Origin of the sequence: Bradyrhizobium sacchari, assembly GCF_002068095.1 — a bacterium.
In the GTDB taxonomy this organism is placed as follows: Bacteria; Pseudomonadota; Alphaproteobacteria; order Rhizobiales; family Xanthobacteraceae; genus Bradyrhizobium; species Bradyrhizobium sacchari.
On the sequence record NZ_LWIG01000053.1, the window covers coordinates 177,348 to 190,892 of the forward strand.

The window sequence follows — 13,545 nt, forward strand, 5'->3', positions numbered from 1 at the left end:
ACAGGCGTCATGTAGGGGCCTCATCGGCGAACGCTCGCCGCTGGGGATCACGCTTGCGTGCGGTTTGGAAATTGACCTTCCCGCCCGCATCTGTGCTATGCGCCAGACGACGATCAACCGTTCGAGATCGCCGCTAACGACAGGAAATGACAAAGTGGAAACGTCCACTTCCGCGCTGCTGCTGCTCGGCGCGCTGGCCGGCGGCTTCGTTTCGGGGCTGGCCGGCTTCGGCACGGCGCTGATGGCGCTCGGGATCTGGCTCTACGTCCTGCCGCCCTCGCTCGCGGTGCCGCTGGTTCTGATCTGCTCGGTGATCGCGCAGACCTCGACGCTGCCGTCGATGTGGAAGAGCTTTGATCTCTCGCTGGTCTGGCCGTTCCTGATCGGAGGGCTGATCGGCGTACCCCTGGGGACCATGATGGTCGCCTCGGCCGATCCAAAAGTGTTCAAGCTGAGCGTCGGCGTGCTGCTGCTGATCTTTTCGACGGCTCTCTATCTCAACAAAAGGCCACTTGCCTTCAAGTTCGGCGGCCGGATCGCCGACGGCGCGATCGGCTTTGCCGGCGGCATCCTGGGCGGACTTGCCGGACTGTCCGGGCCGCTGCCGATCCTGTGGGCCAACATCCGCGGCTGGAACAAGCATGAGCGGCGCGGCATCTTCCAGCTCTTCAACTTCACGGTGCTCGCAACCGCGCTGGTGCTGCAGACCGCCTCGGGCCTCGTCGCCTTCAAGGTGGTGTGGCTCGCCCTGGTCGCGTTTCCGGGCACCCTGGTCGGCGCATGGGCGGGCGCGCGCGTCTATCACGCGCTGAGCGACAAGCACTTTGGCGATGTCGTGCTCGGCCTGTTGTTCCTGTCGGGCCTCGGCCTCGTCTGGAACAGCATTGGCGCGCACTAGCGCCACGGCGCCGCAACTGGCGGGAGTCGTGGGTCACCGTCGTCAGGCGGGCGCACGCGCGACGGGCGCGACAGGTTCAGCGTCCACCTGCTCCGCGGCCTCGCCCTGCGGCACCGGCGCAAAGCGCTTCCCGAACTCGCGGCGCAGCAGCCAAACGCTCAGCGCAGCCTGAAGCGTCGTCGTCGCGATCGACAAATACCAGACATGCTCCATCCGAAAGCCCGGCCACGTCGAGAGCCAGATCGACGGCAGGGAATAGGTGAGTATCCGCATTGCCGAAGTCACCAGCACGGGCTTGGTGTTGCCGAGCCCCTGGAACATGCTGGAGGTGGTGAAGATCAGCCCCTGCGCCACCATGTTGAACGAGACGATGCGCAGGAAGAGGGAGGCAACCGCCATCGTCTCCCGATCCTTCGAGAAGCCGGCAAGCAACAGACCTGGAGCGAACTGCGCGAGGATCAGGAAGACGATCATCACGGCGGTCGCGACAAGCGCCGCCTTGACGAAGGTCTCCCGCACGCGCGCGCCATTGCCGGCGCCGAAGTTCTGGCCGGCGATGGGCCCCGCAGCCAGCGCGACGGCGAGCGCAGGCATCTGGATCAGCCCGAGGACACGCGTGCCGATACCAAATCCGGCCTGCGCCGCCGGGCCGAAAACGCTCAGCACATAATAGCCCACGGCCATGATGATGAAGACCATCACGAACTCACCGCCAGCGGGCAGGCCGACATTGAGGATTCGCTTCCACTGCCGAAGCTGAGGCCGCCATTGCGCGGGATGAAAGGCGACATAGCGCTCCAGCTTCAGGAAATACGCAAGCAGCATCAGCACGCCGATGAAGACGGCAATCGAGCTTGCGAGACCGGCCCCGGCGACACCGAGCGGGTGCCCGGTGCCCCAGCCCGAGATGAGGATCGGCGCCAGCGCAATGTTTATGCCCACAGCGAGCGCCTGCACCAGCATGCTCGGCCGCACGATGCCGGTCGCCCGCAACGCGGATGCCATCACCTGCGTCGCGAATTGCAGCGCCAGTGCCGGCGTGAACCAGAGCAGATAGACGGTGCCGGCTCCGACCGTTGCCTCGTCGGCCGCGACTGCGCGCATATAGGGACGCGACAGCGCGAAACCCGCAACCAGTGTCAGCAGCCCGAACAGCACAGACAGCATGACCGACTGGTTGAACACCAGATTGGCATCGCCACGGTCCTTGCGGCCCACGGCATGCGCCATCAACGCAACCGTGCCGACGCCGAGCACCTGCATCAGGGCATTGACGAGAAAGCCGGCGTTGCCGGCCGCCGCGACGCCCGCGATCGCAGCCTCGCCGAGGCTCGAGACGAAGTAGAGGTCGACGAGCTGGCAGATCATGATCGTGATCATCCCGACCACGATCGGCGGCGCCATGTTCAGGATGTGGCCCACGATGGAGCCGCGTGTCAGGTCTTTCATGTCAGTCCATCCCTGCCCTAGTCCTTCGCGGCCGCGGACGTTCTCCTCGTCCGCAGGCCGCGCCTCACTCCGCTGCTGCGATCTGCCCGAGCTCCACCACCTGGCGCTCGAACAGGCCGCGATAGATGCCTCCCGGCTTGCTCGCGAGCACAGCATGCGTGCCCTGCTCGACGATCTCGCCGCGGTCGAACACCAGGATGCGATCGAGGCTCCGCACCGTCGACAGCCGGTGCGCGATCACGATCGAGGTGCGGCCCTTCATCAGCCGCTCCATCGCCTGCTGGATCAGCGCCTCCGATTCCGAATCGAGGCTTGACGTCGCCTCGTCCAGGATCAGCACGGGCGCGTCCGCGAGAAACGCGCGCGCCAGCGCCACGCGCTGCCGCTCGCCGCCGGACAATTTCACGCCGCGCTCGCCGACGAGGGTGCCGTAACCCTTCGGCAGGCGCAGGATGAAGTCGTGCGCATTGGCGAGGCGCGCCGCCTGCTCGATCGCCTCGAGGCTGGCGCCGGGCCGGCCATAGGCGATGTTCTCGGCGAGCGAGCGGTGAAACAGGATCGGCTCCTGCTGCACGATCGCGATCTGGCTGCGCAGCGATTGCTGCGTCGCCAGCGCGATGTCCTGCCCGTCGATCAGCACGCGACCGCCGGTGACGTCGTAGAGCCGCTGCACCAGCTTGACGAAGGTGGTCTTGCCGGAGCCGGAGCGGCCGACCAGGCCGACGCGTTCGCCGGCGCGGATCTTGACCGACAGACCGTCGTAGAGCGGCGCGCGATGGCCGCCATAATGGAACGTGACGTCGTCGAACACGATCTCGCCGCCCTCGATCGCGATCGGCCGGGCGCCCGCGGCATCGACAATCCCGATCGGCTCGTCATGGATCGCCACCAGCTCGTCCATGTCGTTCACGGCGCGCTGCAGATTGTTGATGTGCATGCCCACGTCGCGCAAATAGGCGTGGATGACGTAGTAACTCGTCAGCACATAGGTGACGTCGCCGGGCGAGGCATGCCCCGAGATCCACAGCAGCACCGAGCCGCCGATCACCGAGGCGCGCAAGGCCAGCAGCAGCGCGAGCTGCGCCATGGCTGTGTAATTGTAGCGGAACCAGGTTCGCCGCACCCGCACGCGCCAGCGGTTGACGACGCGGGCGAGCCGCGCATCCTCCCGCGCCTCCGCACCGAAGGATTTCACCACCGCATTGCAGGTCAGGGCGTCCGCCAGCGTGCCGCCGACCTTGGTGTCCCAGGCATTGGAGACGCGCGCGGCCGGCGCGATGTAGCGGGTCGAGAACAGCACGGTGATGGCGACGTAAAAGACCGCCCCCACCGCGATCACCGCGCCGAGCGAGGCCCAGTGCAGTCCGATCAGGACCACAGAGCCGATCAGCACCAGCAAGGACGGCGCCAGCGCCATCAGGATGGTGTCGTTGAGCAGGTCGAGCGCCCACATGCCGCGCGTGATCTTGCGCACGGTGGAGCCGGCGAAGGCGTTGGCGTGCCAGTCGGTCGAGAAACGCTGCACGCGCATGAACGCGTCCTGCGCCACCTCCGTCATGGTCCTCAGCGTGAACGGCACGATCGCCTGGAGACCGACCAGCCTGAGCACCACTGAGGCTGCACCGAGCGCCACGATGGCGCCGAATGCGACCAGCGCGGCGTGGCGCGCATCGGGGTCGGATGAGCCGCGCGTCAACGCATCAACCAATTGCCCGGAGAAGACCGGCATGAACAGGTCGGCGACGGTCGCGCCCAACAGGCCGCCGGCGACGATCAGCGTACGCCCCGGCTGCTTCAGCCAGTGCTTGAACACGAAGGGCAGCACCACGCGTATCGCCGCGGGCTTCTTTGAAAGAACGGTCATGACATCATCCGGCCGCTTTTGGCGCGGGCCGGCTCCATCGATGGACGCAAATCGGCCGCAAGGGCCGGGACGGCGTCACGTAAGACTGACTTTGACTTGGAAAGAGGAGCGATCGGGACGCCTGGTCGAAACCTTGGCCCAATCGAATCTGGCGGAAGAGGCCTCTAGCAGGCCGCGTACATACCGAACCAGGAGATCATCGAGCGCGGGCGTACGATCTGCGATAGCGACGAAATCATGCAAATCTCTCCCCGGTTCGAATGAATGAGGTGCGCTTTATAGATGTGTCGTTTGCGATTTGCAACGGGGCCCGCGCGAGATCACGGATGAGTGTTGCAAATTAGTGCGCGTCGCCGCCGGCGCCGAACGGCGAAGCCGGCTTGTTCAGCAGCGCCACCAGCAGGCTGAGGCCGAGATAGAACAGCGTCAGCATCAGGAAGGCGTCGCCGAAGCTCATCACCACCGCCTGGCGGTGCACGATCTGGCTGAGCTGCTTCATCGCCATCAGCGTGGAATCGCCGAGCCCCTGGAATTTTTGCTGCAGCATGGTCAGGGTTTCGGTCGCGGTGGCGTTGCCCCAGGTCACGCGCTCCTGCAGGCGCGTGATGTGCAGGTCGGCGCGGTCGTTGAGCACGGTGTTGATGACGGCGAGGCCGACGGCGCCGCCGAGGTTGCGCATCAGGTTGAACAGGCCGCTCGCGTTCTTGACCCTGTCAGGGGCCAGCGTGCCGAGCGCGATGTTGTTGGTCGGCACCATCGCGAACATCATGCCGATGCCGCGCAGGATCTGCGGCACCAGCAGCTCGTAGAAATCGTAGTCGCGCGTGATCCAGGTCATCTGATAGGAGCCGATCGCGAACACGATGAGGCCGAACGCGATCATGTAGCGCATGTCGAGCTTGGCCATGAGCCGTCCGACCAGCGGGGCCACCAGGAACATGGTGATGCCGGAGACGAACATGGTCTCGCCGATCATCAGCGCGCTGTAGCCGCGCACCTCGGCGAGGTAGCGCGGATAGATGTAGGTGAGCCCGTAGAGGCCGATGCCGATGCAGAATTGCAGCGTGCAGCCGACGGCGAAATTGCGGTCGGAAAAGGTGCGTAAGTTGACGATCGGCTCTGCGGCCGTGAACACGCGCCAGAAGAAGGCGATCGCCGAGATCGCGCAGATCCAGGCGCAGATCGCCACCGAAGTGTCCTGCATCCATTCATATTGCGGGCCTTCCTCCAGCACATATTCCAGCGTGCCGAGGAAGCCGGCCATGAACAAGAGGCCCCACCAGTCGAAGCGGTCGAGCAGCTCGAAATGCGGCTCGTCGAAATCGACCAGCGCCAGCACGCCCAGGGTGATGGCGACCCCGGGCATGACATTGATGAAGAACAGCCAGTTCCACGACATCAGATCGGTGATGTAGCCGCCGACCGTTGGGCCGATCGTGGGAGCCAGGGTCGCGACAAGCCCGATGATGGGACCGACGATGTGGAATTTCGTGCGCGGGAACACGGTGTAGGCCGAGGCGAACACCGTCGGGATCATGCCGGCGCCGAGGAAGCCCTGCAGCGCGCGCCACAGGATCATCTCCTCGATCGTGGTGGCGAAGCCGCAGAGCAGACTGGATACGGTGAAGCCGGCCGCCGAGATCGCGAACAAGAGCCGCGTGCCGAAGGCGCGCGACAGGAAGCCCGAGAGGGGGATCGCGATGACCTCGGCGATCAGATAGGCGGTCTGGACCCAGGAGACCTCGCTGGAGCTCGCCGACAGGCCGGCCTGGATCTCGCTGAGAGACGCCGAGACGATCTGGATGTCCAGGATCGACATGAACATCCCGAACACCATGATGATGAACGCGAACAGCCGCTTCGGCGCGATGCGTTCCGAAGCGGGGTTCGCCATCATGGCGGGTGAAGCGGTGGTGGCGTTGGCCATGGCCTGACCTCGCAGCGCGCGTGTTGCGATTACTGCGGATGGATCATGGTGGGATCGTCGAGATCGACCTCGCTGTCGGCGTCGGCGGCACCCTTGTTGGTGTCGACGGTCGCGTAGACCGACATGCCGGCGCGGAGCAGGTTCTGCTTCGCCACCGATTTCGGCACGCGGATGCGGACCGGCACGCGCTGTACGATCTTGGTGAAATTGCCGGTGGCGTTGTCGGGCGGCAGCAGGGTGAACACCGAGCCGGCGCCCGCCGCGACGCTGTCGACGACGCCGGAGAACTTGCGCATGCCATAGGCATCGACCTTGATCGTTACCGGCTGGCCGGGACGGATGCGCTTGAGCTGCGTTTCCTTGAAGTTGGCGTCGATATAGACCTCGTCGAGCGGCACGACGTTGCCGAGACGCTGGCCGACCGCGACGAAGTCGCCGGCGTTGACCAGGCGGTTGGAGAACGTGCCATTGACCGGCGCGCGCACCGCGGTGAAGGCGAGATCGCGCTCGGCCTTGGCGAGCGAGGTCTTGAGCTCTGCAAGCTGCGCCTGTGCTTCGGCCTGCTGCGCCTTGGCGACATCCACATTGCTGACGGCGACGTCATAGGCGGCCTGCGCAGCCTTGACGGCAGCAGCGCCCTGGTCGCGCCCGGCTTCCGAGCTTTCGAAGGTGGCGCGCGAGGCAAAGCCCTTGCTGCTCAGCGCCTGCTGGCGCTCATAATCGAGGTCGGCGCGCTTGAGGCCGGCTTCGGCCGAGACGAGCTGCGCCCTGGCCTGGGCGACCTGGCTGTCGAGGGCTGCGACCTGGCGGCCGATGCGATCGATGGTGGCCTGCTGGGTCGCGATCTTGGTCGCCGCGGCATCGACCGCAATCTTGTAGTCGCCGTCGTCGATGCGGAAAATGACGTCGCCGGCGCGCACGATGGTGTTGTCGCCGGCAAGGATCGAGGAGATGTGGCCGGCAACGCGCGCGCCCAGCATGGTGTTGTTGGCGCGGACATAGGCATCGTCAGTCGAGACGTAGAAGCGGCCGACCAGCGTGTAATAGCCGGCATAGCTCGCGGCCGCGAGCGCCAGCACGAGGCCGACGCCCATCAGCACGAATTTGCGCTTGCCGGATTTCGGCGTACCGGCAGCGGGCGCATCCGACGCTGTGGTCGGCTTGTCGGTCCCGGGCTTCTCCGGCGCCTCACCGCGGCGCTTGGTTTCCTCGGTCACGTGGGAGCGCAGCTGCTCGGCAGGAGCCGCCGATGTCCCGGCTTCGCCGTCCGCCGGCGTCGCCTCCACCGCGTCCCGGCGAATGACACGTGCAGCCTGGTCTCTCGATACGGCCATAAAGGCCTCCCCAAAAATAAGGCGACCAAGGGCGGCCGCCCTGCGGCCGTTTCCCTTTTGCCGATCCTAAATATCTTGACCGAACGGTTCGGTCAATATACATAATATTCCCGAACCAACCCTACTCGCCCGAATCCTTTATTTGCGTTTCATGGGCGGCTCCTCGTCCAGAAAACCTCTCGAGACCCTGAACCAATGGTTGTAGCTGGCCGCGAACATCTGCACGTCATCCAGGAGGAGGACAGCTCCAAGCGCCGTCAGATCCTCGACGGCGCCCGCAAGGTGTTCATGGATCTCGGTTTCGACGGCGCCAGCATGGGCGAGATCGCGCGCGCCGCGCAGGTCTCCAAGGGCACGCTCTACGTCTACTTCGCCGACAAATGCGCGCTGTTCGAATCCATTCTCGAGCAGGAGGCACTCCAGCACGGCCAGGTCGTGTTCAATTTCGACCCCGCCCGCGATCCCGAGACCACACTGAACGAGTTCGGCCAGGCCTATATCCATCTGCTGTGCCGGCCCGGCGGCGGCTCAGCGATCCGCACCGTGATGGCGATCGCCGAGCGCATGCCCGATGTCGGCCGCCGCTACTATGCGCGGGTGCTGGACAAGACCATCAACCGCCTCGCCGATTATCTCAAAGTCCATGTCGCCTCCGGCGATCTCAGGATCGACGATTGCGACCTCGCGGCGTCGCAGTTCATGGAACTGTGCAAGGCCTCGCTGTTCCTGCCCTTCGTCTTCCAGGCCGCGCCGGCGCCGTCGGAAGAGCGCATGACCGAGGTGGTCGACAGCGCGACGCGGATGTTTCTGGCGGCGTACCGGGCGAAGTAGCGCGCGTTGCGCAGGCCGGTCCCGCCGCACTATATTTGCGGCATGTCCCGTGATCTTCGCCCGCCTGTCGATATCCTCCATTACGAGATCGTCCAGGAACAGGCCTCGGCGCTTGGACGGATGGGCCGCACGCTCGAGCACGCACTGACCCGTCTGCGCGAATTCGACAGCGCTCATGCGGCCACGGGGACTCCGGCCTCGATGCAGCCGGCGCGCCGCAAGCTGGTGCTGGAAGCCGGTCACGCGCTCTGGATGTTCGTGGTGCAACGCGAGGCGACCGGCCTGCGCGACAGCCGTCACATCATGCGGACCTACAATGTTCCGGCCGAGGTGCAGCTCTGCATGGGACTGGCGCCGGCACCGTCGAAGCCCGGAGCGAAATGATTTTCCAACCCCGTGGAGCTGCGCGATCGTAGCCTGCATGGAACGAAGCGAAATGCGGGAACACTTTCCCGGATTACGCTTCGCTCCATCCGGGCTACTGACAAACACGCCTAATCGTCCGCGTAGTCGTCCTCTTCCTGCTTCCGCGTGCTCTTGCGCGTTCCGAGCGAGCCGGTGACATACGGATCGCGCCTGCCCGCGTAGGGGTTGCGCTGCTGTGCGCGGCCGGCGACCTCTTCGCCGGAGACCGCGGCGGGCTGGCAGATCAGGCGGCGGCTGGCGCGGCGCATCAGATCGACGTGAATGTGATCGTAGTGATAGACGTTGGAGCCCGGCGCCAGCACCGTGGTGAAATGCGCGCATGCGCCCGACTGCACGTCGCGCAGAAAACCCTGCTCCTCCGGCATGCCGCGCCAGCCATCCTTCACGGTGACGCGGCGGCCGTCGGCGAGCACGAAGGCGGAGATGTCGAGCGCGTTGCCGAAGGCGTGCTCGGAGATGTGGGCGTGCGGATTGCCGTTCATGCCGCGGCAGGAATAGGCGGAGATCTGCTTGATCTCGACCACGCGCGCGCCGAACCAGCGCGTCGCCGAAGGCTGCACGGTGTCGGCGAGCCAGCGGTCGAGCTCGGACACGATCGGACAGGCGAGCGTCGCGGTCGGCTTGATCGCGACGGGGCCGACCGCGGTGACGGGATTGCCCTGCGCGGGACCAAGACGGGGCAGCGGCTGCTGCTGTGCCGGCGGCTGCGAATAAGGGGCTGACGATCGCGCCGGATAGCTCGGCGCATTCATGTAGCGCGCGGCGCCCGCGGCATCGGTGCCCTCGGGCGGCAGGTCGATCTCGTCTTCCTGCGGCGCGACACCAGGCGCGTTCAGCGACATCGGTCCGGGCTGCGCACCATAGCCCGAGGGCTGGCGCGCCGCGCTGTCTGGATAGGTCGACTGCTGCGGATAGGACGATGCCGGATAATTCTGGCTCTGCGGGTAATTCGACTGCGGCTGCACCGGCCAGCGCGGCTGGTTGCCGATGCTGCCGGGCGGGCGCGGCGCCTCGTCGGTGAAACCATAGGTGCTGGAGGCCTCGCCGATGGCGGCGACCTTGAGTGGATACTCGGCGCCGCACATGCCGGGCCCCGAGATCGGGTCGATGCGGACGATGTCCGCGCTCTCCTTGACGGCGCCGGATTTCAGGCACGCCGCTTCCGCCTCGGCCCGCCATGGTTCACGTTCGGCCTGGAAGAAGCCGCGTCCGCAACCCGCTAGCGAAACAAGGACGATGGAGCCGACGAGATACAAACGAACTCCGCGCGTCATGCACGCACGTTCGGTGAATTTACTTAAAGACTCTTCAACACGTTGATTTCAGTGTTCTTTAACCATACCGGCGCGGCGGCGGCTCGCGCTGCCCGGTGTGAGCGACAGCGAGACTGACTTTTTCGAAAAGACACTTTCTGTTAACCATAAGGCTGCGCGCCGGGCAGCGCGCATGGAGGGAGCCACCTCATGACGTTCGCCGGGAGACTGAGCGTAGTCACCGCGTACCTCGCTATGGCCTTTGTCGGCGCCATCGTGCTCGGCATGATCTAGCGACATCAGCACACCACAGGCTGCCTTTCCTTCTCCCTTTGTTAGGGACGAGAGGACGTGCGTGCGTTGACGGTAGCTACGACCGCACGCCCCACTGCCGCGATGTCGTGATCAGCTTCTCTCGCGGCTCTTCGACCCGCGTCCAGTCGTTGCCCGAGCACCAGAAGCGGCCAATCGCGCAGGCCTCGACATGAAGCGTGCCGGAGCTCTTCAACGTCATCTTGCCGTAATAGGTGCTTCCGCTGGAGCGGCTGTAGATACTGCCGGTCCAGACGTCGTGCGATTTCGGCTTCATGTTGACGAGCACGCTCTCGCCGCGGCTCGACGTCTCGGTCAGTTGATAGCCACACAGCGCAGGGCCGCAGCGCTCGATGCGGACCGTGCCCCTGGCACCCGGGCTCTCCCATTCGCCCAGCGGCAGATAGGCCGGTTCATCCTCGCTGTGCATCGCGCTCGTTTTGACCGGCTGAATCTCGGGGTCCGCAGTGACGGCTGGCGGCTCGGTCCGCGGCGGGTCGAACGTGATTGTCTTCGGCGGATCCAGGCGTGACAATTCAACCCGTGGCGGATTGGGGCTCGGCCCCTCACGCCTTGGCGCCTCAAGTTTTGGCGCCTCGAGTTTTGGCGCCGGCGGAAGCGCGACGGGCTGTGACGTCGTGGCGGCAAGGACCTGGGCCGGCGGTGCCGGTGGCGCGGCGACGATCGTCGCTTGCGCCGGCCTCACTTGGGCAACCGGATAAACCGGCTGCGGCGCCTGAACCACCGGCGCAGGCAGCGGAGCCGGTGCCTTGCCGACATCGTCCGTTGTCCGCAGGCTGCGGCTGGACACCGAAACACAGGAGGTGGATCGGCAATTCCGGGGCGCCTCGACATGGAACCGGTGGCCGCCGATCGAGAAGGAGTAGGAGCCGGCCTGCGCCGCGGGCGCCATCACCGTCATTGCGATCAATGTGCCAAGCGAAGTCGCAAGCCGGGTCATCGGCGCCTCCTGTCGTGTCGCGACGAAGTTACGCGGAACGAACCGCCGCTGAATGTGCGCTGGCTCACCCTGGCGCTCGCGAGCTCTTGTGACGCCCATCACAGAACGAGGCAGCGCCCGGGCATAGGGTCGAACCACGCTTCATCCACCAGCGACTTCAGTCCATCTCGGGACCGCGCAATTTCGGAGGTTGTCATGAACAAGCTCACCATCGCCGCCACCGCGCTCTTCCTCGCCTCGACCGCCGCCGCCTACGCCGGCGGCAATTCGATCTCGTTCCAGATCGAGGGCCAGCACATCCGGATCGAGACGCCGCGCAACTGCGCCTCGCTCAACTGCGTGACCATCGTGGCGCCGGGCCTGTCGGACAAGCCGATCAAGCTGAACGACTTCAACCTGAAGGGCCTCGGCGGCTCGAAGGACGATGATGTCGACACCACGCCGGCTCCTGCCGCGAAGGCGCAGCCCGCACCGGCGCCGGTGCAGCAGCAGGCGCCAATCCAGGCAACCGCGCCGGCCGCCCCGGCCGTTGCCCCCGCCGCGACTGCGCCGGCCATTGCCGCTGCGCCGTCCGTCGAGACCCCGCCCGCACCCGTTGCGGCTCCTGCTCCGGTCGCGGCCGCGCCCGCTCCTGCTTATGTGCCCGCTCCGGCTCCGGTGGCCGCCGCGCCGGTGGCCGCTCCGAACTCGCCGATCGGCGTATGGGCGACCGAAGAGAACAAGGGCAATGTCCGTGTCGAACAGTGCGGCGCCAATCTCTGCGGCTATGCCGAGAAGACCAATGAGCGCATCCTGATCAACATGAAGCCCGAGGGTTCGAAGTGGAGCGGCCGCATCCACGATCCCGACTCCGGCCGCAACTACGATTCGACCATCGCGATGAAGGGCCCGAATGCGTTGCGCGTGCAGGGCTGCGCCTTCGGCGGCATGTTCTGCGGCGGCCAGACCTGGAAGCGCGTGAGCTGACGCGCGGAGCGCGTTATTCCTATTGCGCAATTACGCAATGGAGGCGATGCAAAGCATCGAACCCGGGATCTCGCGCGCCAGAGTCCCTACTGCAACTTCGAGATTCCGGGTTCGCGCTATCGCGCGCCCCGGAATGACTGTCGAAAGTATGGCGCCACGTCCCTGACACAGGGACGTGGCGTTTGAACGTTCGCCCGCCGCGTGCGACAGATATTCATCCACCATTCAGCCTCATACGGCTGTTATCGGCCGATCTCGCCTCGCGTTCTCACCGGGACATCCTCGTGACTTCAATGGTGGCTTGGCGCCGCTCCGTGTTCGCGCTCGTGCTGCTGGTCTTGCCGGCGGTCGGCAGCAGCATGGCTCGCGCATCCGACGCAATCGAACTTGCGCAGGCGCAGCCGCAGGCAGAGCCGACGCCTGCCCCCTTCCCGACGCCCGCGGCCTCATCAACACCGGCCGCGGACGCGCAACCCGCCGCCATCGAGCCGATCGGCAACGTCGCGACCGTGACGGGAATCGCTACCGTGATCCGCGACAAGAATTCCTATCCGCTGCGGGTGCGCGACGACATCTATCTCAACGACGTCGTGCAGACTTCGTCGAACTCCTCGCTCGGCATCACCTTCAACGATGCGACCACGTTCAACCTTTCGGCCAGCGCGAAGATGACCGTCGACAATTACGTCTATGAGGACGGCGGCAAGCAGAACTCGGCGATCTTCGACATCGGCAAAGGCACCGTCGCCTTCGTTGCGGCCGCGGTGGCGAAGACCGGCGACATGAAAATCGCGACGCCGACCGCGACACTCGGCATCCGCGGCACCACGGGCGTCGTCGACGTGCCCGAGAACGCGACCGCGAACACCACCAACAACGTCAACATAAAACTCTATCCCGACGCCGACGGCCGGGTCGGCCACATCGAGGTCAACGACCGCTCCAGCGGCGCGCGGCTCGGCGCGCTGACGCAAGCCGCGAGCGGCTTTGCCATTCGGCCGGGCGCAGCCACGGCCGGAGTCATGCGCTTTGCCGCCGTGCCGATCACAATTGCTCCGCAGCAGATCGCACGCGACCGCGGCTTCGTCAGCCAGGTGCATCTGGCCCAGACCACGGGCCGCCAGATCGTGACCGAGCAGCGCGACTTCCGCCGCGCCAATCCGGCCGCAGTCAGCCGCCTTCCGCGGCCGGCGCAACCGCCGCAGCAGCAGCAATTGCGGCCGACGACCGCGCCCGGTCAGCAGCCGCAGCGGCCGAACGGGCAGCCCGGCCAGAACAACCGTCCGGGCCAGCAGCCGGGCACGCCGGGCCGGCAAGGAACACA

General features: G+C 65.8%; 11 protein-coding genes. 5 read left to right on the forward strand and 6 right to left on the reverse strand.

What is annotated here, in order from left to right; translation table 11 throughout:
* Positions 1-154 precede the first annotated feature (154 nt).
* A complete protein-coding gene (locus A5906_RS33950) occupies positions 155-898 on the forward strand; it encodes a sulfite exporter TauE/SafE family protein (protein ID WP_080139541.1) in 744 nt (247 codons plus the stop codon).
* A 42-nt stretch (positions 899-940) separates the two neighbouring features.
* Here A5906_RS33950 and A5906_RS33955 read toward each other — a convergent pair whose 3' ends face one another.
* The 4 genes from A5906_RS33955 to A5906_RS33970 form a co-directional block, all read right to left on the reverse strand.
* Entirely contained in the window at positions 941-2,347 is a 1,407-nt protein-coding gene (locus tag A5906_RS33955) for an MATE family efflux transporter (RefSeq protein ID WP_080139466.1), read from the reverse strand.
* 64 nt (positions 2,348-2,411) lie between these two features.
* Positions 2,412-4,211 (reverse strand): ABC transporter ATP-binding protein, encoded by a 1,800-nt coding sequence (locus A5906_RS33960; RefSeq protein ID WP_080139467.1) that lies wholly within the window; start codon positions 4,209-4,211, stop codon positions 2,412-2,414.
* A 340-nt stretch (positions 4,212-4,551) separates the two neighbouring features.
* Positions 4,552-6,138, reverse strand: a complete 1,587-nt coding sequence (locus A5906_RS33965) for a DHA2 family efflux MFS transporter permease subunit (RefSeq protein ID WP_080139468.1) — start codon at positions 6,136-6,138, stop codon at positions 4,552-4,554.
* A gap of 29 nt (positions 6,139-6,167) precedes the next feature.
* Positions 6,168-7,472: an HlyD family secretion protein gene (locus A5906_RS33970; RefSeq protein ID WP_080139469.1), complete on the reverse strand. Its 1,305-nt coding sequence runs from the start codon at positions 7,470-7,472 to the stop codon at positions 6,168-6,170.
* Positions 7,473-7,667: 195 nt separating this feature from the next.
* Between A5906_RS33970 and A5906_RS33975 the strand changes: the two genes are divergently transcribed.
* Both A5906_RS33975 and A5906_RS33980 read left to right on the forward strand, forming a co-directional pair.
* Positions 7,668-8,303, forward strand: coding sequence for a TetR/AcrR family transcriptional regulator (locus A5906_RS33975; protein ID WP_080139470.1), 636 nt, complete (start codon positions 7,668-7,670; stop codon positions 8,301-8,303).
* Positions 8,304-8,345: 42 nt separating this feature from the next.
* Positions 8,346-8,687, forward strand: a complete 342-nt coding sequence (locus A5906_RS33980) for a DUF6665 family protein (protein ID WP_080139471.1) — start codon at positions 8,346-8,348, stop codon at positions 8,685-8,687.
* Positions 8,688-8,797: 110 nt separating this feature from the next.
* Here the strand turns inward: A5906_RS33980 and A5906_RS33985 are convergent, their stop codons facing one another.
* Together A5906_RS33985 and A5906_RS33990 are read right to left on the reverse strand one after the other, a co-directional pair.
* A complete protein-coding gene (locus A5906_RS33985) occupies positions 8,798-10,003 on the reverse strand; it encodes an extensin-like domain-containing protein (RefSeq protein WP_080139472.1) in 1,206 nt (401 codons plus the stop codon).
* 349 nt (positions 10,004-10,352) lie between these two features.
* Positions 10,353-11,255, reverse strand: a complete 903-nt coding sequence (locus A5906_RS33990; protein WP_080139473.1) for a DUF2147 domain-containing protein — start codon at positions 11,253-11,255, stop codon at positions 10,353-10,355.
* Between the two features lie 195 nt (positions 11,256-11,450).
* On the opposite strand from A5906_RS33990, the gene A5906_RS33995 reads away from it, so the two are divergent.
* Together A5906_RS33995 and A5906_RS34000 are read left to right on the forward strand one after the other, a co-directional pair.
* Positions 11,451-12,221: a DUF2147 domain-containing protein gene (locus A5906_RS33995; protein WP_080139474.1), complete on the forward strand. Its 771-nt coding sequence runs from the start codon at positions 11,451-11,453 to the stop codon at positions 12,219-12,221.
* Positions 12,222-12,514: 293 nt separating this feature from the next.
* A partial coding sequence (locus A5906_RS34000; RefSeq protein WP_245327052.1) for a FecR domain-containing protein occupies positions 12,515-13,545 on the forward strand: 1,031 nt, incomplete at its 3' end.